18 protein-coding genes are annotated in these 19144 nt (G+C 48.5%); 8 read left to right on the top strand and 10 right to left on the bottom strand.

Going from position 1 to position 19144, the window contains the following annotated elements; genetic code table 11:
- Position 1: 1 nt before the first annotated feature.
- Entirely contained in the window at positions 2-1732 is a 1731-nt protein-coding gene (locus tag L6468_RS11225) for an acyl-CoA dehydrogenase family protein (RefSeq protein WP_237793300.1), read from the top strand.
- A gap of 75 nt (positions 1733-1807) precedes the next feature.
- Here L6468_RS11225 and L6468_RS11230 read toward each other — a convergent pair whose 3' ends face one another.
- Together L6468_RS11230 and L6468_RS11235 are read right to left on the bottom strand one after the other, a co-directional pair.
- Positions 1808-3376 carry a sulfatase-like hydrolase/transferase gene (locus L6468_RS11230; protein WP_237793301.1) on the bottom strand — a complete coding sequence of 523 codons (1569 nt, stop codon included), beginning with the start codon at positions 3374-3376 and terminating at the stop codon, positions 1808-1810.
- Complete coding sequence (locus L6468_RS11235) at positions 3373-3984, bottom strand: phosphatase PAP2 family protein (protein WP_176756995.1); 612 nt, start codon at positions 3982-3984, stop codon at positions 3373-3375. The genes L6468_RS11230 and L6468_RS11235 overlap by 4 nt, the downstream gene beginning before the upstream one ends.
- Positions 3985-4306: 322 nt before the next feature.
- Here L6468_RS11235 and L6468_RS11240 point away from each other — a divergent pair, with 322 nt between their 5' ends.
- Positions 4307-4588, top strand: a complete 282-nt coding sequence (locus tag L6468_RS11240) for a SemiSWEET family sugar transporter (RefSeq protein WP_237793302.1) — start codon at positions 4307-4309, stop codon at positions 4586-4588.
- Positions 4589-4619: 31 nt separating this feature from the next.
- On the opposite strand, the gene purN is transcribed toward L6468_RS11240, so the two are convergent.
- Positions 4620-5198, bottom strand: coding sequence for a phosphoribosylglycinamide formyltransferase (purN, locus tag L6468_RS11245; protein ID WP_237793303.1), 579 nt, complete (start codon positions 5196-5198; stop codon positions 4620-4622).
- 313 nt (positions 5199-5511) lie between these two features.
- Here purN and L6468_RS11250 point away from each other — a divergent pair, with 313 nt between their 5' ends.
- The 3 genes from L6468_RS11250 to L6468_RS11260 all read left to right on the top strand — a co-directional run bounded on the left by L6468_RS11250 (position 5512) and on the right by L6468_RS11260 (position 9767).
- On the top strand, positions 5512-7512 hold the full coding sequence (locus L6468_RS11250) for a sensor histidine kinase (RefSeq protein WP_237793304.1): 2001 nt from the start codon (positions 5512-5514) through the stop codon (positions 7510-7512).
- A 171-nt stretch (positions 7513-7683) separates the two neighbouring features.
- Positions 7684-9039 (top strand): glucose-6-phosphate isomerase, encoded by a 1356-nt coding sequence (locus L6468_RS11255; RefSeq protein WP_237793305.1) that lies wholly within the window; start codon positions 7684-7686, stop codon positions 9037-9039.
- On the top strand, positions 9039-9767 hold the full coding sequence (locus tag L6468_RS11260) for an inorganic diphosphatase (protein WP_091816926.1): 729 nt from the start codon (positions 9039-9041) through the stop codon (positions 9765-9767). The genes L6468_RS11255 and L6468_RS11260 overlap by 1 nt, the downstream gene beginning before the upstream one ends.
- 4 nt (positions 9768-9771) lie before the next feature.
- Here L6468_RS11260 and L6468_RS11265 read toward each other — a convergent pair whose 3' ends face one another.
- Together L6468_RS11265 and L6468_RS11270 are read right to left on the bottom strand one after the other, a co-directional pair.
- Positions 9772-10347, bottom strand: coding sequence for a DUF4738 domain-containing protein (locus L6468_RS11265; protein ID WP_237793306.1), 576 nt, complete (start codon positions 10345-10347; stop codon positions 9772-9774).
- Between the two features lie 135 nt (positions 10348-10482).
- Entirely contained in the window at positions 10483-10977 is a 495-nt protein-coding gene (locus L6468_RS11270; protein ID WP_237793307.1) for a DUF4890 domain-containing protein, read from the bottom strand.
- Positions 10978-11227: 250 nt separating this feature from the next.
- On the opposite strand from L6468_RS11270, the gene L6468_RS11275 reads away from it, so the two are divergent.
- Positions 11228-11827, top strand: coding sequence for a DUF4230 domain-containing protein (locus tag L6468_RS11275; protein WP_237793308.1), 600 nt, complete (start codon positions 11228-11230; stop codon positions 11825-11827).
- Positions 11828-11831: 4 nt separating this feature from the next.
- Entirely contained in the window at positions 11832-12461 is a 630-nt protein-coding gene (locus tag L6468_RS11280; protein ID WP_237793309.1) for a DUF4230 domain-containing protein, read from the top strand.
- On the opposite strand, the gene tsaA is transcribed toward L6468_RS11280, so the two are convergent.
- Entirely contained in the window at positions 12433-13107 is a 675-nt protein-coding gene (gene tsaA / locus L6468_RS11285) for a tRNA (N6-threonylcarbamoyladenosine(37)-N6)-methyltransferase TrmO (RefSeq protein WP_237793310.1), read from the bottom strand. The two genes, L6468_RS11280 and tsaA, sit on opposite strands and share 29 nt — an antisense overlap.
- Positions 13108-13175: 68 nt before the next feature.
- On the opposite strand from tsaA, the gene L6468_RS11290 reads away from it, so the two are divergent.
- A complete protein-coding gene (locus L6468_RS11290; protein ID WP_237793311.1) occupies positions 13176-13955 on the top strand; it encodes an EFR1 family ferrodoxin in 780 nt (259 codons plus the stop codon).
- Positions 13956-13961: 6 nt separating this feature from the next.
- On the opposite strand, the gene L6468_RS11295 is transcribed toward L6468_RS11290, so the two are convergent.
- From L6468_RS11295 to L6468_RS11310, 4 genes are read right to left on the bottom strand one after another with little or no spacing between them, the layout of a single operon-like run.
- Positions 13962-14993: a type I phosphomannose isomerase catalytic subunit gene (locus tag L6468_RS11295; protein ID WP_237793312.1), complete on the bottom strand. Its 1032-nt coding sequence runs from the start codon at positions 14991-14993 to the stop codon at positions 13962-13964.
- A gap of 31 nt (positions 14994-15024) precedes the next feature.
- Positions 15025-15819 (bottom strand): glucosamine-6-phosphate deaminase, encoded by a 795-nt coding sequence (gene nagB / locus L6468_RS11300; protein ID WP_091816900.1) that lies wholly within the window; start codon positions 15817-15819, stop codon positions 15025-15027.
- A 39-nt stretch (positions 15820-15858) separates the two neighbouring features.
- Positions 15859-17448 (bottom strand): M6 family metalloprotease domain-containing protein, encoded by a 1590-nt coding sequence (locus L6468_RS11305; protein WP_237793313.1) that lies wholly within the window; start codon positions 17446-17448, stop codon positions 15859-15861.
- Positions 17436-19085 carry a fumarate hydratase gene (locus tag L6468_RS11310; protein ID WP_237793314.1) on the bottom strand — a complete coding sequence of 550 codons (1650 nt, stop codon included), beginning with the start codon at positions 19083-19085 and terminating at the stop codon, positions 17436-17438. Before L6468_RS11310 ends, L6468_RS11305 begins: the two co-directional genes overlap by 13 nt.
- Between the last annotated feature and the right edge of the window lie 59 nt (positions 19086-19144).

Below are 19144 nucleotides of genomic sequence, written 5' to 3' on the forward strand. Positions count from 1 at the left end.
TATGGCAAATTATTATAGCGATCATCCTGAGATCGGGTTCTACTTGAACCATCCCCTTATGGCTCGTATCGTTGAGCTGAAAGAAAAGGGTTTCGCTGATGCGAAAGAATATGACTACGCTCCCGTTGACCTGGGCGATGCCATCGAGAACTACAAGCAGATTCTCGACATCACCGGCGACGTGGCTGCCAATATTATCGAGCCAAACTCTGAGAGCGTTGACCTCGAAGGTCCACACCTCGAGAACGGTCGTATGATCTACGCCTCTAAGACTTACGAGAACCTCGACGCCACCCGTAAGGCTGGTCTGTGGGGTGTTTCTATGCCTCGTCGTTACGGCGGTCTGAATCTGCCTAACACCGTGTTCTCTATGCTCTCTGAGATGATTTCTTCTGCCGATGCCGGTTTCCAGAACATCTGGAGCCTGCAGAGCTGTATCGACACTCTGTACGAGTTCGGTTCAGAGGAGCAGCGCCAGAAGTACATCCCCCGCGTTTGCGCTGGTGAGGGTATGAGTATGGACCTGACCGAGCCTGATGCTGGTTCTGACCTGCAGCGCGTGATGCTGAAGGCCACCTTCGACGAGAAGGAGAACTGCTGGCGTCTGAACGGTGTAAAGCGCTTCATCACCAATGGTGATAGCGACATCCACCTCGTGCTGGCTCGTTCTGAGGAAGGCACCAAGGACGGACGTGGTCTGTCAATGTTCATCTACGACAAGCGTCAGGGCGGTGTTGATGTTCGTCACATCGAGCACAAGCTGGGTATCCACGGCTCACCTACCTGTGAGCTCACTTATAAGAACGCTAAGGCAGAGCTCTGCGGTAGCACCCGTCTGGGACTTATCAAGTACGTGATGGCTCTGATGAACGGCGCCCGTCTGGGTATCGCTGCACAGAGTGTAGGTGTTGAGCAGGAGGCTTACAACGAGGGTCTGGCTTACGCCAAGGAGCGTCAGCAGTTTGGTGACAAGATCATCAACTTCCCCGCTGTTTACGACATGCTCAGTCGCATGAAGGCCAAGCTCGATGCTGGTCGTTCACTGCTGTACGAGACAGCCGCTTATGTGGATATCTACAAGTGCCTCGAGGACATCGAGCGCGACCGCAAACTCACTCCTGAGGAGAAGCAGGAGCTGAAGAAGTACCAGCGTCTGGCTGATGCCTTCACCCCACTGGCCAAGGGTATGAACTCTGAGTATGCCAACCAGAACGCCTACGATGCTATCAGCATCCACGGTGGTTCAGGCTTCATCATGGAGTACAAGAGCCAGCGCCTGTTCCGCGACGCCCGTATCTTCTCTATCTACGAGGGTACCACTCAGTTGCAGGTTGTAGCTGCTATCCGCTACATCACCAACGGCACTATGCTCAACAATATCAAGGAGATGCTCGCTGGTCTCGAGGTGAGCGACAGCCTGAAGAACCTGAAGGCACGCGTTGAGAAGCTCGTTCCCGTTTACGAGGAGGCTCTGAACAACGTGAAGGCTCTCGACAATCAGGATGCTCACGACTTCCTGGCTCGTCGTCTGTACGACATGACTGCCGAGCTGGTGATGTCACTCCTGATCCTGCGCGACGCCACCAAGGCTCCTGAGCTCTTCGAGAAGAGTGCCAACGTATACGTTCGCATGGCCGAGGAGGATGTTCTCGGTAAGAGCGCTTACATCAAGGCATTCCAGGTAGAGGATCTGGCTAGCTTTAAGGCAAACGACGAAGAGACTGCTGAATAAGCAATCACGATATCAAAAAAGAATGAGCATCCTTTGCAGGGTGCTCATTTTTTTATGCTTTGAGAAGTGAATCCGTCAACGCTTGGGATTCACGAAGATATCAAACTCCTCCTGATAGGCCGGCGACTGGATAGAGAGCAGATTGAGCACGGAGTGGAAGATATAGTGCTGTTCCAGCACCGCTGGCAGGTCCTGCTTATAGGTCCTGAAATTATCTGAAGTCCAGACAAAGAACGGAATCTCGTACTGCTCCCTGGGTGCAAGTTTCATGGGCAGGCCATGCATAAACATCTTGTTCTCACCCAGTGACTCACCATGGTCAGAGATGAAAATCATGGCACGCTTCCAGCCTTTCATCGTCTGCAGGGTGTCGATAAGACCATTGAGGAGATAGTCTGTATAGCGGATGCTATTATCGTAGGCATTGACAAGACGGTCCACATGCTTCTCGCCCTCCTCCACATTCTGGGCTACGGGCTTGTAGGCCTCGAACTCTTTGGGATATTTCTTGGCATACTGAGGACCGTGGCTGGTGCTGGTGTGCAGGATAATCAGCACCTTGTTCTTGGGACTTGACTCAATACGCTGACGGAGGCCAGCAAAGAGGATTCCGTCATAGTTGCCATCCACATCGGGATACATATCAGCCAGTTCGGAGTCTGTCAGGTATTCATCGATATGGATAGGCGGTTCTCCCCAGTTAGAGGTACGCCACGACACATCCACACCCGTACGGAAAGCATAGTTGGGCAGCAGTTCGTAGAGGTCGCCACAATCCTTCGGCTCCAGGATAGCCTTGGTGCCAGCCGTGGTATAGGTAGCACACGACTGGGTCTGGAACACCTTCAGTTTCTGCTGTTTCGACAGCAGCGGATTGGTGTCACGCTTGTAGCCATAGAGCTGGAAATTGGCTTTTCTGGCCGACTCGCCAATGACGAGCACCACCACAGCCTTCTCGTTGTCCGTAATCTTGCCATCGGGCAGTTTGATTTCCTCGGCCTGCTCGTCCTGCATAAAGCTGATGACGCGGCAGGTATTGGCGATATACGACCAGGGCTGCAGCAAGCCACCCAGTTCGGTGTCGTGCTGACTGATAAAAAGCGTCTGGTTGATGTTGAGCAATGCCACGACAAGGATAATGGCCAGGGAACTGCCGCAATAGACGGCCAGTTTCTTCACCTTGCCAATGACGACGGGCTGGAACAGGCAGAACAAGGCCGGCAGGATGCCGAAGACAAAGATGAACAGCCACAGCGACCAGCTGAAGAAGCCGGAAGCCTCAGAATATCGGGTGTTGAACACATTCTCGATGGTGGTGGCATCGATATAGACGCTGTAGGTCAGGATGAAATAGACGGCCGTGGCATTGATAACAGCCATGATGGCCATCAGGATGCGGCCTACAATTCTCAGGCAGAACATAGCCAGACAGGCCATCATGAAGTTGAGCACCAGCATGATAATCACCAGTGACACCGTCAGCCAGGTAACACCCAACGGACTTTCGTTGCTGTTGTCGATGACAAACCGGAAGAATGGTATGTTGTAGAGCAGCAGTGTGCCTATACTGACGATACTCGAGAATGCAAAAAGCGAAAGGGGGCGTCGGAACACCTTTTTCACCTGTTCAAATAAAGCTATCATTTTGTCTCTTCTTTTTTAAGTTTCAATACTTTGTTCCTGCACAGCCAGAACATCAGGAAGGGGGTGGTAAAGCCGATGATGCTGCCTACACACACATCCGACAGGAAGTGCTGGGAAAGATAGACGCGCGAATAGGCACCCATGGCTGCAAGAACCAGCAACGCCACCAGCGCCACGTCAAACAGGATCTGGTTCCTGAGCGTTTTCAATGCATCCTTCCGGCTAAAGAAATACGCCAGCACAATGACGCTGCAGGTACAGAACATGAAGAACGTAGAGGCGTGGCCTGAGGGAAAGGAATTACTGTGGTGCATATCCACGCCCTGAACCAAAGGCAATACCAGGTCGGGATAATCCTCGAATACGCTCACAGGACGGGGGTTGCTGATCGTGTGCTTCAGGATTTGCAGGATGGTACCTCCCGTCAGCTCACACATCGCAAAGAAAAGCGTCATCTTGTTGCGCTTCCACAACGAGGGCAGGAAAGCCAGGACATACAAGGGCCACTCCGCCATCAGGGTATAGAATTTAAAGAAAAAATCCAGGACGCCTGAATGAAAGGAGTTGAGCATCAGGTGTAGTTCCGGTTTCGGATATATATACATCATTACGAGTATAGCCGTCAGCAATAACAAGTATGGTATGACATAGAGGGATACCAGTCTAATTAAAACGCTCTTGTTAATCATTATCTTTTCTTTGCAAAAATGTTTTATTGTTTAACTTTAAATACCAACATTATTTCATCGATGTAGTAGCAGATTTTTGCATAAATTGTAGTTTTAGAGTGCAAAATTAACATTTTTATTTCAAATGTCGGCACATTACGCTAAAAAAATGTCATGAGAGGACGAAATTCCACGCATATTCGTATCAATGTCGGTTTTTTTATTTATATTTGCACACTGAATAACATTATTTTCAACTACTATGGAACATGAGCTTTTATTTCAAATCTTTGGTTGGCTGGGTAGCCTCGGACTGATTTTCGGTTATCTGCCTCAGGCCATACAAACCATCAGGACACGAAATACTGACGGTATTTCCCTGCCAGGCTTCATCATGATGTCAATAGGCAGCATCTGTTTCATGAGCCAGGGATTAATGCTGGGCCGTTCTGGTATCTTCATCTTCACAACCAACGTCATCACAGCAACCTGTGCGGTGATTATCTTTGTTATCAAGATGAAGAATGACTATTTTAAGAAATAAGGAGTTAAGAGGTAGACGATAAAACGAGCTGTTAGAAAGTCTCGTTCAATGCACGCAAGATGACCAACGGATAGTATTTCATCTCCAACGCGTGCTCTTTCTCAGAGATCGTATCCGCAGAATCCTCTGGCGAGAGCGCCACACGATACTGGGCAATGATATCGCCTCCATCACAAACGGGTGTGACCCAATGAACAGTCATACCCGTCTCTGTCTCTCCTGCAGCCTTCACGGCCTCGTGTACATGATGTCCCCACATGCCCTTGCCACCAAATTTCGGCAACAGCGAGGGGTGAATATTCACGATGCGACGCGGAAAGGCCTCGATTAAGAAATCAGGTACTAAAGGAAGAAAACCTGCCAATACAATGAAGTCGATAGCATATTGCTGCAGTAAGGGCATCATCACCGCCTCATCATTCAACTCTGCTTTTGTGACGATCTGAACAGGCACGCCCAACTTCAGAGCTTTTCCAAGCACAGGAGCCTCTGCCTTATTGCTGACAACCAAGGCCGTGCAAACCTCATCAGAATCCTTAAAATATCGGATGATATTCTCACAATTTGTACCACCTCCAGATGCGAAAATGGCTATGTTGACTTTCTTCATTTTTATGCTCTTCTCAAAATTTAAGTGCAAAGGTACAGAAATAATTTCATTTTCCTGCAATCTCTACACCTATTTTCCCCCATCATGAAGGAAACTATTCACAAAATTGCATAACTATCGAAATCATTTTCAGATGGTACCAAATTATCATGTCATCAACATTCGTTAAATTTAGACAACTATTACTCTTTTTCGGAAATATTTCGTATCTTTGCCGCAAATATAAATAAACACGGATTTTACTTTAAACTATAAAATGCTAAGACCACGATTAATACCTATACTTATATGGATTACTGTTGTCGCCATTACAATGCCACTCATCAGCTGTGAAAACAGCGACGAACAGGCTGCACTTAATGACGCCATCAAGATGATAACAGATGCTTCCCAGCAGAAAGACTTCAGTCGTATGCAGGTATTAGCCGACAGTCTGGGAAAGGAAAAAGTGCTGAGCGAGGCTGAAAGTTATTTCTGGCAGGGCTTTGCCTACTATCGCATGTCGCAGGTACATACAGCCGAATTTTACTGGAAAGAAGCTATGGCAGCTATTGAAAGCTCTGATGATCCTGCAGATCTGGATACTTATGCCCGTTCGGCCAGTTATCTGGCAGGACTACATATTCGCTATTACAACTTCCAAAGTGCCAGTCAGGTGGTGAGAAATGCTCTGGAGCATTTGAACTACCACCATTACACTGCGACGAGCGACTATACCAATCTGCTTGTCTTCGCAGGATGCTGCAGGAGACATTTCAACATAGAGGACGAAGAGGTGCCCCAACTTTTCGAACAAGCATTCCAGCGACATCTGGAATACATTGCCAAAGAACAGAACCGCGAGACGTATCACGATGCCGCAGTGGGGGTTATCAATATCACCTACGGTTGGCTCAGCGAGAAGAAATATGAAAAGGGGCTATTCTGGAACCAACGCTTTAGTAAACTGATTAGTGAGTACAAACAGTTATTTCCGGATGATTCGACATATATCGATAAGCAGCAAGCCCGCTGCTATATCTTTGAGGCCATCGGACTTGAAGGCATCGGTAAAATTCACGAAGCAGAAAATACTTTTACGGCTTTTCAGCAATCTAACTTTGCAAACACCGACGAAGGCCAGCTGGATGCCAGCGACTATTTGGCGATGTCGGGCAAATGGCATGCTGCTGCCAGAATACTGCGCAATCTCGACAACATCTTTATTCATGCCCAATCGGGGTACTCACTGGATGATATCCAGAAATATTTGCTGAAGAAGTATCGCGTTAACCTGATGACTGGACAGCTCGATTCTGCCAGTGTTGTAGCCAATCAGATTTGTCAGCGACTGGACTCCGCTATTATCAAGTCGCAATGGATTGACTCTGACGAGCAGGAGACAATACGACAGAAGGAGGAACAGATACTGCAACAACAGGAACATTTGTCAAAGGCACGTATTATGTCGCTCATAGCTGCGATTATCGTCATCACAGTTTTCTTCTCTGTCTATACTTACTTCCGTCACAGAGCCGAACGCCGTCTGGCAGCCGCCAATGCCCAGTTGGAACAGAAGAACGAGCAACTGGCCATTGCCAATGCACATGCTGAGGAATCAGCCAGGATGAAGACCTGTTTCATACAACAGATGTCGCACGAGATACGCACGCCACTGAATATTCTATCGGGCTTTACGCAGGTAATCACCACCCCCGGTATGGAATTGGATGATGCCACTCGACTGGATATCAACAGCAAGATAACCGAAAACACCGATCGTATCACCTCGTTGGTCAACAAGATGCTTGAACTGTCTGAGGTAAGCAGTAAAAGCATCATTGATCGCACAGACAACGTACCCATCGTTCAAATTGCCACCCAAGCCATCGACGAGTCGGGCATCTGCAACGCAGAGCATCTGACATTCGACCTTCAACTGTCACCTGAAACCGAGAATATGTATCTGCAGACAAACCTGCGAGCTGCCACCCGCGCGCTGACACTGCTGCTCGACAACGCGAAGAAGTTTACTCACGATGCCGAAGCACGACTCCAGCATAATACAAATGGGAACTTAGGGGAGAAGAAAAAAGTGGTCATGAAGGTTACGTCTGATCACGACAAAACGGTGTTTACCATTGAAGACACAGGCATAGGGGTGCCGCCAGAAGACGCAGAGCGAATTTTCGAAGAATTCATACAACTCGATGAATACTATGACGGAACAGGCATAGGGCTCACGATAGCACGCTCACTGGCACGCCGCCTTGGGGGGGACATTCATCTTGACACCAGTTATACAAATGGTGCCCGTTTTGTGATGGAGATTTAGCAACAGCCATACTCCACAAATCACACGTTATATTCTTCAAGTACCTTTTTCATCATTCTATCTTGATGTGTACTATATCCCGGGATAAAAATATATCTGTTTTCCTTTTGTATTTAGCCCGACTTTTAGTACCTTTGCACAAGATTTTGAAATATCTAACTATATAAATATATGAAGAATATTACGCTTGACATTACGAAGGCCTCCTGTTTTTTGGCAGAAGGTGCAGTAGCTGCTTTTGAGCCAAAGGTAAAGGCAGCACAGGAAGCCCTTGAGAACGGCACCTGCCCTGGTAACGATTTTCTGGGATGGCTTCACCTCCCATCATCTATCACCCCTGCATTCCTGGCAGAGATTCAGGCTTGCGCCGACACGCTGCGCCAGAACTGCGAGGTAGTAGTAGTAGCTGGCATCGGTGGTTCATACTTGGGTGCTCGCGCTGTCATTGAAGCTCTGGGCAATAGTTTTGCGTGGCTCATTCAGGATAAGAAAAATCCCACAATTCTCTTTGCTGGAAACAATATTGGCGAGGACTATCTGTTTGAGATGACAGAATACTTGAAGGATAAGAAGTTTGGTGTTATCAATATCTCCAAGAGTGGTACGACTACCGAGACAGCCCTGACTTTCCGTTTGCTGAAGAAGCAGTGCGAGGCTCAGCGCGGTAAAGAAGAGGCCAAGAAGGTAATCGTGGCAGTGACCGACGCCAAGCGCGGTGCTGCACGTACCTGTGCCGATAAGGAGGGTTACAAGAGTTTCATCATCCCCGATAACGTGGGTGGCCGTTTCTCTGTGCTCACTCCTGTAGGCCTGCTGCCTATCGCCTGCGCCGGTTTCGACGTGAAGCAGCTGGTGGCTGGTGCTCAGGATATGGAGAAAGCTTGCGGTAAGGACGTACCTTTCAGCGAGAACCTCGCAGCGCAGTATGCTGCCGTACGCAACGGTCTGTATCAGAGTGGCAAGAAGATTGAGATCATGGTGAACTATCAGCCCAAACTCCACTTCTTCTCAGAGTGGTGGAAGCAGCTCTATGGCGAGAGCGAGGGTAAGGATGGCAAAGGTATCTTCCCCGCATCTGTTGACTTCACCACCGACCTGCACTCTATGGGTCAGTGGATTCAGGAGGGCGAGCGCACCATCTTCGAGACTGTTATCAGCATTGAAGAGCCCGAGAAGAAGTTGCTGTTCCCCAGCGACGAGGAGAACCTGGACGGTCTGAACTTCCTGGCTGGCAAGCGTGTGGACGAGGTGAACAAGATGGCTGAGCTGGGTACTCGTCTGGCTCACGTGGATGGTGGTGTGCCCAACATGCGCATCAGCGTGCCCAAGCTCAACGAGTACTACATTGGTCAGTTGATTTACTTCTTCGAGATTGCTTGCGGTATCAGCGGTAACGTGCTCGGCGTGAACCCCTTCAACCAGCCTGGTGTGGAGGCTTACAAGAAGAACATGTTTGCCCTGCTCGACAAGCCTGGATACGAGGCTGAGTCGAAGGCTATCAAGGAAAGACTGGCTAAAGAGAAATAATGAAACAAGCTATTCAGCAATACTTAGAGAAACACGGTTTTGGGGCACTTCGCCCCAAAGCCGTGCTTTTCGATATGGACGGCGTGCTCTATGACTCGATGTCGCACCATGCCGTAGCCTGGCAGAAATCCATGGCTACGTTTGGTATCAGGATGACAGTAGACGATGCCTATGCCACAGAGGGAGCCCGCGGTGTGGACACCATCCGCATGATGGTAAAAAAACAGCAGGGACGCGACATTGATGAGATGGAGGCCCAACGTATGTACGATGAGAAGACGCGCCAGTTTCATGCGCTGCCCGAGACAAACGTGATGCAAGGCGTACTGGACCTGATGGCACAGATTCATGCTGACGGACTTACTATCGGCGTGGTGACAGGTAGCGGACAGCGTCCGCTTATCAACCGACTGCTGAAGGATTTTGGTACGTATCTGAGTGAAGACCATATCGTGACGGCATACGATGTGAAGCATGGTAAGCCAGCCCCCGATCCTTATCTGATGGGGTTACAGAAATGTGGCAACCTGAAACCCTGGGAGGCATTTGTTGTAGAAAATGCGCCACTTGGCGTAAAGGCAGGCGTGGCAGCACAGATTTTCACCCTAGCAGTCAACACTGGTCCTCTGCCAGATAAAGTATTAGCTGATGCTGGCGCCAACTTGATTTTCGCAAAAATGCCAGACCTTGCAGAGGCCTGGCATAGTCTGATATCGTCAAGTGTATAGCACGCTATACGCCCTCCTCGTCGAAATCACCTTCACGATCATCATAATCGAGCATATCCATATCATCATCACGACTGATACTGATAGCTCCCTGACGGTCAATGACCAGCTCTAAAGGAACAAACACATCGTCAAGAGCATCAGGCATGCCTACGACAACAGAGAACTCCAGCCCCCTGTCGCCTATCTCATCATACTGGATTCCCGCCAGGATGCCATTGTTGCGGAATGTATCGTCGATGTATGAACTGAATGAGGCCTTGGTAAATACTTTCTTGAAAAACACGCTACCATCCTGACGCTTGATGGTCACGCTGACACGGTTGTCGAAATAAGGCTGACCATTCTCGTCTTTCACCTGCTTCAGACTATCATCCGACACACGGTCAATCTGTATTGTGTAGGGTTTGTCCTGCCACGTGATATGCGTGGTCTTGGTATCTACGGGCATGGCGATAGGAGCCTGAGGCTTCTTAGGCACATATTTCGTCGTGATGATATCCTTGGACTCTTTCTTCTCCTTGCAGGCACCAAAAGCGAGGATACCCGCAACCATTATAAAAGGTATATAGCGTTTCATATTCATAATTTTCGGCAAAATTACAGAAAAAAAACGAGACGGCACAAAAAAACGCCCACTATTTTATATAGCGGGCGCATTGTCATCACTGAAAAACTAATTTACCTAATCACTATGAAAAAATCATTTATTATCTTATTGCCTTTGTGTTGGTCTTTCTCTGCGGGGACCGTTGAACTGACGGCGGTTCTGCTGCTCGTCCTTCTGGTAAGCCTCATACTGCTCGGGAGTCAGTATGGCTTTCAGCTCATTATTATAGTCCTCCATATTCTTTTGCATTTCCTCGCGATTGAAACCACCGCCACGCTGTCCCTTTCCGCGACGCTGTCCCTGTGCTCTCAGGCTATCGGGGTTCATTCTCTGAGGTCTGTCACCCTGCATACGCTGTCCACCGCGACGCTGGCCTCCCATCGGGCCCATAGGGCGAATCTTACCTGCGAAACGGGTGTTCAGGTCTAATAGTTTCTTAGCCTGATCGTCGTTCAGTCCATATTTCTTTACCACTGCATCCGTACGCATCTTTGCCATCTGTTCAGGATTGAACTGTCGGCGTACCTGGGCTGTATCCTGTGCCATTGCGCTGAGGCTCATGGTCACCATTGCAATCATTGTTAAAACAAGTTTCTTCATTTCATCAATAGTTTATAATTTGACTTCTAGTTTTTTTCTTGAGTTGCAGCTCAGCCTCCGGATGCCTCGCTAGCAAGTAACTATCTTTATGACGCATCAAAAAAAGAAAAGTTTAATAAAGATACAAAAAAACTTATAATTTATCATTTTTATTCTCTTTTTTTTGTATTTTTGCAATTCAGAAAAAGTAATATAAGATATGAGAAAACTCATAGGATTAATCTTTATATGCCTATTACCACTTCTTTCTATGAGTTGCGGAAGGAGTGAGAAGTCTGATACAGAAGAGGCATACGCTTTTGATAGCATCCCTATGCTGGTCGCGCAGATTCAGCGCTGCTCGCGTCTATATACCACAGAATATCGCATTCACAAACTGGTGGCGTGTGAATCCAACCGTGAGATCAGCGGATTCGGCATCTCTTTCGGTCTCAATGTCTTTGGCGACCGGAAGATTATCATCCCCATCAATGCCACGCTGAAAGGGTATATCGATATGAATCAAGTCAGGGAGCATCATATTAAGCGACAGGGTGAAAAAATAATCGTCACCCTACCCGACCCTGCCGTCATGCTGACCAGTACAGAGATAGACCACGATAATATCAAAGAGTATGTGACGGGATTTCGCGATGATTTCACAGATCAAGAGATGGTGCGCTTTGAAGCGCAGGGACGCAAGGCTATTATTTCTGAGATACCCGAACTGGGTATTGAGCGGACTGCACGCGAGGATGCGGTACGTATTTTGGTACCCATCATTACACAGATGGGATTCCGCGAACAGGACATCACCATCCAGTTCCGTTCAGACTATAACCCTCAAGACTTAATACGCAGATTGGAGTAGCACTATGGAGCAACATAACAAAAAATTACTATTCACCTGCGGAGGCATAGCTGCCATCGTACTGGTATTCGTCCTGACGCTTGGACTCATCGGCCTTTTCTTCTTCGATAAGTTGTCCGACCGTCTGCCAGGATTACACTCTGAAGACACGTCGGAAATGATTATGACACCCTCAGAGATAGAAAGCATCCGACGTATCGGCCAATGGGAGTTTATGGCTATCAATGATGAGGAGTTGGTAGATACCGTGCGCAAGGGGTTCTTCTCTGATGACCACCTGGTACGTATCTATTATGGAACCATCCGCTTAGGACTAGACCTCAGCGACTTTGACGCCTCTCGAATTTCTATGCACGAAGATTCGTTAGCTGTACAACTGCCACAGATTACACTACTCGACAACCATTTCATTGACGAGGCACGTACGCAGTCGTTCCACGAATCAGGCTCTTGGTCAAACAAAGACCGACAGGCGCTCTACGAGCGGGCTCGCCACAAGATGAAAACACGCTGTATCACACCTGCTACCTGCGAAGGCACCCGCCAGCTGGCAGAGTCACAGGTACGTCGCCTGCTGATGGCTATGGGATATGAGAAAGTCAGTATCAGTTTCGATGAACCTCAACAACAGTAACCACACCATCGGCCACACGGAAGCGTACATCCCAGCCTGCAAACGGCATGCCGTATATACGCTCTGCATCATCGTGATAGCGTGGACGCGGATCCTGGCTGAGCACTTGTTTCAAACCAGCCAACTCATTTTCTGTGAAATGCTTTGATAGTGTCTGCGGTATCTCCACAAACAAAGGTTTCCATACTTTCTTATCTACGAATCCACTTCTTGCCTCAGGGTGACTGTCGGCATAGGCCACATAGGGCTTGATGTCGTAGATAGGCGTACCATCCATCAAATCAGCCCCCCTCACATGAATCACGGGGCCGTTCTCCCCTATCTCCACCTTATCTATACGTACGCACGAGAGACCCAGACGATTAGGACGGAACGGTGAACGGGAGGCAAAGACGCCAACCCGCTCGTTGCCACCTAGACGAGGAGGGCGCACGGTCAGTCCCTGCTGTTCATGCGGGTTAGCCGAGAATTCCCAGATAAGCCACAAGTAATCAAAGGCTTCCAGACCACGAACAGCCTCTTCGCGTCTGTATTCCGGTTCCAGGACAATCGTGCCGACAAGTTCTTCGGCCAGTCCGCTCTGGCGCGGTATGCCGAATTTCGACGTCAATGGGGAGTGAAAATATGCAACTGGATGAATGTTCATACTGATGATATAACGGCTTTATACCTGTTTTATTTGTTCATCTCAGTTTTTTTTTATAAGTTTGCAGCATGATTTTCTATTTCTCAGGTACAGGCAATACCCGATGGGCGGCAGAAAGACTGGCGCAGGAGACGGGCGAGAGACTGCTCTTCATCCCCGATGAGATGAAGAAAGGCAAGTGTGAGTATGAGTTGCAGGAAGGTGAACGACTGGGCTTCTGTTTCCCCGTTCACGGCTGGCAACCACCCCGTATCGTCAGGAAGTTCATTGATAATTCTGAATTCAAAATTCTGAATTCTAATTTTATTTATGCCCTCGTGACTTGCGGCGACAGCATCGGACGAACGATGGAGATGCTGGATAAAGACCTCAGGAAGAAGGGATTGCGTCTGGACAGTGCCTTCTCACTCATCATGCCTGAGTCGTATGTCTGCCTGCCGTTTATGTATACCGACACGCCTGAGCGCGAGCACGAGAAAATCAGTAAGGCCAGCGAAGACCTGGACCGGTACACCGGGATGATTAAGGAAAGGAAAACGGGTGAGGTACATACCCAACGAGGACTGACACCCTGGACTTTCTCGCATGTGATTGGTGCCTATTTCAACAGCTACATGATAACGGACAAGAAATTCACGGTAGATACAGACCTGTGCATCCATTGCGGAAAATGCGCAAATGTTTGTCCTACAGGCGACCTACTGATGAAAGACGGCACACCTACATGGCTGCACGACGACTCATGCACCAACTGTCTGGCCTGCTATCACCATTGTCCGAAACACGCCATCAACTACGGCAGTATTACCCGCAAACGCGGACAATACTATTTTGGACACGAAAAGTGACGGATATCAGATGTGGAGGAAACGGGTGACCTTTCCCACGAGACTCTTATCCATATTGTCGATAAAGGCATCGAGGAAACGGGTACTCAGTTTCAGGGGTATCACATCATAGTCAGCCAGGACAGCAGGTATCAGCACACTATTGCCCTCACGCAACAGGAGTTCCTCGCCAGTGGCACGCAGACGGATATGACAATCGCCATCAATACACATCGTGATGACAAAACTGTCATATTTCAGCAGATTACGATGGAAGCTCTCAGGTGTCTCCGTGACGCGCACGCTGAAATAAGGTGAGTCGACTATCAGATTAGCACGGTTGATATTCTCGTCGTAGATAGTGCGGTATTCGCTCTCCACATGATAGTCGAGCGCCTGCGCAGCCAGTTCTGTATGCAACTCACGCGGCTTTCCATCCATACCCGGACGATTATAGTCAAAGATACGATAGGTCACATCCGACGACTGCTGGACCTCAGCCAACAGGATACCGGCACCGATAGCATGCACTCTGCCAGCCGGCAAATAGAACACGTCACCCGTCTTTACCTCATGACGGGCAAGCACATCCGTTATCGTGCCATCGGCAACATGCTGTTTATAAGCCTCGGGGGTTATCTCCTGCTTGAATCCGGCATAGAGATAACTCCCAGGCTTAGCGTCGATAATATACCACATCTCACTCTTTCCCATCTTGCCATGCTCACGCTGGGCCATCTCATCATTGGGGTGCACCTGAATGCTCAGGTCACGACGTGCGTCGATGAACTTCACCAACAGGGGCAGCTGACCGTGATAGTGCTCGTTGACAGCCTGTCCGAGGATATCCTCCGGGGCTTCATTGATAACAGATATCAGGTCACGTCCAGCATACTCGCCATTGGCTATAATGCTGGGACTGGATGGTACGGCACTAACCTCCCAACTCTCACCAATAGGCGTATCAGAGCCAGGCAGTTTCTTATAATGACAGAGACGGTCGCCTCCCCACACTACCTCGTGCAGGTTAGGCTGAAAGAGAAGTGGATACAGTTTCAATTCTTAACTCTCAACTCTTAACTCTTAATTCTTACAGCAGGTTGTTACGCTCAATATCTTTGAAGTAACGATAGGTACCAACTTTCAGTTCATCACAAGCGGCATCATCGGCCACGATAATACCATGCTGGTGCATCTGCAGGGCAGAGATAGTCCACATGTGGTTGACGCTACCCTCTACAGCAGCCTGCAAAGCACGACACTTGGCATGACCATTCACCAGGATCATCACCTCCTTAGCAGCCATGACAGTACCCACACCTACGGTGAGAGCCGTCTTTGGCACCTGGTTCACGTCATTGTCGAAGAAACGGCAGTTGGCGATAATCGTATCCGTAGTCAGGGTCTTCTGACGTGTACGGCTGGTCAGGCTAGAACCTGGCTCATTGAAAGCGATATGGCCATCGGGACCGATACCACCAAGGAAGAGGTCGATACCACCGAATTTCTCTATTTCCTTCTCGTAGTTGGCACACTCTGCAGCCAGATCATGCGCATTGCCATTGAGGATATGAATATTTTCCTTAGGACAGTCGATATGGTTGAACAGGTTTGTAAACATGAAAGAGTGGTAGCTCTCAGGATGCTCTACGGGCAGACCTACATACTCGTCCATATTAAAGGTTACGACATTCTTGAATGAAACCTTACCCTCCTGGTAAGCCTTCACCAAGCCACGATACATACCGATAGGAGATGAGCCTGTGGGGAGTCCAAGTACAAAAGGCTTTTCAGCTGTAGGTTTAGCAGCATTGATTTTAGCCACTACATAATTGGCAGCCCACTGCGACATTAAATCATAGTTCGGTTCAATAATTAATCTCATAAATTTAGTTTGTTTTTAAGTTAATAAATATAAAGTTTATTACTGCATTTTCTTATAGTACTTTCTTATCGTGCCATCACCACGCCGCTGGATGAAGAAACCAGCAGCACGGGGACTAGAGAGTTGGCATCCCAACATATCGTAGGTTTGAGGTTGAGAGTTTGAAGTTTGAGCTATTACATGTTCAACGACTGTTTTGTCGCCTCCCATGAAATCAAAAGATATCAATCCATCCTCCGTCATCCGGATATTCGTTATAGGCTTATCCAACAGATAATCACCAGCTCCATTAGGGTAGTTCATCTTAGGCGCAGGAACAGATGTCACCGTCAGTTCATTATTGACAAACGAGGTAGAATCAGTTGTCCACGGATAAGGCGATGTACTAAGATGGCGGTTTTGCATTCGTGGACTTACCGCATAGGTACCCAGTTCATTCTTAGTCACATAATCTCTCCAGACATCGTAATCCATATTGTCGGCATGCACCAGCTCAAAACGACGCGCATTAGCGTTATTGTTCACCGTGTTACCTCTCCATACAGAGCCGTCATAGTTGACATGATAGATAACCAGTCCCTTGCCTGGTGCCCCTGCATCCCAACCCTGATGCTGACGGTTCTCAAGGAGGAGCCATTCCGAGTCAGAATGCTTGATGCGATAGACCTTGCCCCCATCGGAAGCAGGTTTCAAGCCCGTAATGGTGGCAGGACTATCCAAGTCAGTAAAGGAGAGCCACCCCAGTATCCATTTCTCTATCGGCGTAAAATTGGGCGGACACCATCCATAATTGGTAAAATTACCACCATCCATCAAGTCCCACTCATCGCAAACGGAGTAAGCATTACCATTTACGGGATAGATATCCGGCAATCCCAAAGAATGTGTGAACTCATGGCAGGCTGTTCCTAAACCACAAGAAATAGGCTTACTACTAGGCCACAATTCGGCGCTACATGTATAATTTGATATTTTATAGCTATCGGGGGTTGTTATGGTGCTAAACGAAGATGTATTGGGCCAGATATGTCCATATGAAGCTTCATTATTCACATTGCCAGTACATCCTGCATAGACATAAATCACCTGCTCGACATAGCGGTCGCCATCCCAGTCGTATACAGAGAAATCCATTCCCGGATTATCTTCTATCACCTTATTCGTAGCCTCGATAAAGGCATCTTTTCCATAGTTTCTGGTGCTCTTCGTGGGATTTGAATAAGGTTGGGAAGACTTGCTTACCTTCACAGGACCATAGACATCAAACTGCAGGTTCAGGATACCATTCGACTGGTCTCGGAAATAATCAGCCACACAGCCAGGTCCATTGCCATCATTGAAGCCAGACTCATTGAACATCTTATGATAAAAGGTGTTCGGAGTGCTGGAATAGCTGAATGTCGTATCAGAAAATTCAACAAGAATCACCAATTGCCTGTACGTCTTCTCAGGATCCCAATTCGTCTTCGCTGCAGGAAGTTTCTTCACCCCGGCCCGATGACTCACCATTGCGTCATCAGTATTATCAGGCAAACAATCGCCATGCACAGGCGCGAATTCGCGCTGTGCATGGCCATAGATTGGCATCATGAGAAGAGCCAACAGGCAAATGATGTTTATTTTGCGCATGGAGTCCAGGGCTTCAAGGTCTTGAAGAAATCGTTGCCCTTATCATCTACGAGAATAAATGCGGGGAAGTCCTCCACGTCAATCTTCCACACAGCCTCCATACCCAGTTCAGGATATTCAACGCACTCAATGCTCTTGATAGAACTCTTAGAGAGAACGGCAGCCACGCCACCGATAGTACCCAGATAGAAACCACCATGCTTCTTACAAGCCTCAGTAACCACATCAGAACGGTTACCCTTGGCAATCATCACAAGCGATGCGCCATTAGCCTGGAACTCATCCACGTAGGGGTCCATACGGTTAGCTGTTGTCGGACCCATAGAACCACAAGGATAGCCCTCTGGCGTCTTGGCTGGTCCGGCATACAGCACAGGATATTTCTTGAAGTACTCAGGCATACCCTCACCAGCATCCAGACGTGCCTTCAGCTTAGCGTGAGCGATATCACGGGCCACGATGATGGTACCCTTCAGGTTGACGCGGGTAGAAACAGGATATTTTGAGAGCTCCTTACGAACGGCATCGATACCCTCGTTCAGGTCGATCTCAATACCCTTGCCGCCTTCACCGGGCTTGCGCAGCTCCTCAGGAATCAACTCTGTTGGATTCTCGTCCATCTTCTCCAACCAGATACCGTCGGCATTAATCTTTGCCTTGATATTGCGGTCAGCAGAGCAAGACACGCCCATGCCGATAGGACAGCTAGCACCGTGACGAGGCAGACGGATCACGCGGATGTCGTGAGCCAGGTACTTACCACCGAACTGGGCACCAAGACCAATCTTGTGAGCCTCCTTCAGCAGTTTCTCCTCCAAGTCTATGTCACGGAAGGCACGACCCGTCTCATCACCCGTAGTAGGCAGGTTGTCATAGAACTTGATTGAAGCGAGCTTCACGGTGAGCAAGTTCTTCTCAGCTGAGGTACCACCAATCACGAAAGCAATGTGATAAGGAGGACAAGCAGCTGTACCCAGAGTCTTCATCTTCTCTACGAGGAAAGGAATCAGCGTACCCTCGTTCTGGATGGTAGCCTTCGTCATGGGATAGAAATAGGTCTTGTTGGCAGAGCCACCACCCTTAGCCACCATCACGAACTTATACTCGGCACCCTCGGTAGCCTCGATATCAATCTGTGCAGGCAGGTTGCAACGGGTATTCACCTCGTCGTACATGTTCAGAGGAGCGTTCTGTGAATAGCGCAGGTTGTCCTGTGTAAAGGTGTTATACACACCACGGCTCAGCGCTTTCTCATCCTCAAAACCAGTCCAGATCTGCTGTCCCTTCTCACCATGAATGATGGCTGTACCCGTGTCCTGACAGAAAGGCAGGATACCCTTGCAAGCCACGTCAGCATTGCGCAGGAACTGCAGGGCTACATACTTGTCATTCTCAGAGGCCTCAGGGTCAGAAAGAATCTTTGCCACCTGAAGGTTGTGCTCACGACGCAACATAAACTCTACGTCGTGGAAAGCCTGCTGAGCCAAAAGCGTCAGAGCTTCCTTTGATACCTTCACAATCTGCTTGCCTTCAAATTCAGCAGTAGTAATGCCTTCCTTAGAAAGCAGTCTATACTCGGTTTTGTCTTCGCCCACCTGAAACATAGGGGCATACTTGAATTCAACTGGTGTTGCCATAGTCTTGTTTTTTATTTAGTATTATGGGTACAAAAGTACAATAAAAAAACGAGACTCAC

The organism is Prevotella communis, assembly GCF_022024115.1.
Classification (GTDB): domain Bacteria; phylum Bacteroidota; class Bacteroidia; order Bacteroidales; family Bacteroidaceae; genus Prevotella; species Prevotella communis.

What these genes read in the sequence shown, in the direction of transcription:
- L6468_RS11225 (WP_237793300.1), top strand. Translation starts at nt 2, where the DNA reads ATGGCAAATTATTATAGCGATCATCCTGAGATCGGGTTCTACTTGAAC.
- purN (WP_237793303.1), bottom strand. Translation starts at nt 5,198, where the DNA reads ATGAAGAAAGTCAACATAGCCATTTTCGCATCTGGAGGTGGTACAAAT.
- L6468_RS11265 (WP_237793306.1), bottom strand. Translation starts at nt 10,347, where the DNA reads ATGAAACGCTATATACCTTTTATAATGGTTGCGGGTATCCTCGCTTTT.
- L6468_RS11235 (WP_176756995.1), bottom strand. Translation starts at nt 3,984, where the DNA reads ATGATGTATATATATCCGAAACCGGAACTACACCTGATGCTCAACTCC.
- L6468_RS11230 (WP_237793301.1), bottom strand. Translation starts at nt 3,376, where the DNA reads ATGATAGCTTTATTTGAACAGGTGAAAAAGGTGTTCCGACGCCCCCTT.
- L6468_RS11275 (WP_237793308.1), top strand. Translation starts at nt 11,228, where the DNA reads ATGAGTTGCGGAAGGAGTGAGAAGTCTGATACAGAAGAGGCATACGCT.
- L6468_RS11280 (WP_237793309.1), top strand. Translation starts at nt 11,832, where the DNA reads ATGGAGCAACATAACAAAAAATTACTATTCACCTGCGGAGGCATAGCT.
- L6468_RS11305 (WP_237793313.1), bottom strand. Translation starts at nt 17,448, where the DNA reads ATGCGCAAAATAAACATCATTTGCCTGTTGGCTCTTCTCATGATGCCA.
- L6468_RS11260 (WP_091816926.1), top strand. Translation starts at nt 9,039, where the DNA reads ATGAAACAAGCTATTCAGCAATACTTAGAGAAACACGGTTTTGGGGCA.
- L6468_RS11250 (WP_237793304.1), top strand. Translation starts at nt 5,512, where the DNA reads ATGCCACTCATCAGCTGTGAAAACAGCGACGAACAGGCTGCACTTAAT.
- L6468_RS11255 (WP_237793305.1), top strand. Translation starts at nt 7,684, where the DNA reads ATGAAGAATATTACGCTTGACATTACGAAGGCCTCCTGTTTTTTGGCA.
- L6468_RS11270 (WP_237793307.1), bottom strand. Translation starts at nt 10,977, where the DNA reads ATGAAGAAACTTGTTTTAACAATGATTGCAATGGTGACCATGAGCCTC.
- tsaA (WP_237793310.1), bottom strand. Translation starts at nt 13,107, where the DNA reads ATGAACATTCATCCAGTTGCATATTTTCACTCCCCATTGACGTCGAAA.
- L6468_RS11240 (WP_237793302.1), top strand. Translation starts at nt 4,307, where the DNA reads ATGGAACATGAGCTTTTATTTCAAATCTTTGGTTGGCTGGGTAGCCTC.
- L6468_RS11290 (WP_237793311.1), top strand. Translation starts at nt 13,176, where the DNA reads ATGATTTTCTATTTCTCAGGTACAGGCAATACCCGATGGGCGGCAGAA.
- nagB (WP_091816900.1), bottom strand. Translation starts at nt 15,819, where the DNA reads ATGAGATTAATTATTGAACCGAACTATGATTTAATGTCGCAGTGGGCT.
- L6468_RS11310 (WP_237793314.1), bottom strand. Translation starts at nt 19,085, where the DNA reads ATGGCAACACCAGTTGAATTCAAGTATGCCCCTATGTTTCAGGTGGGC.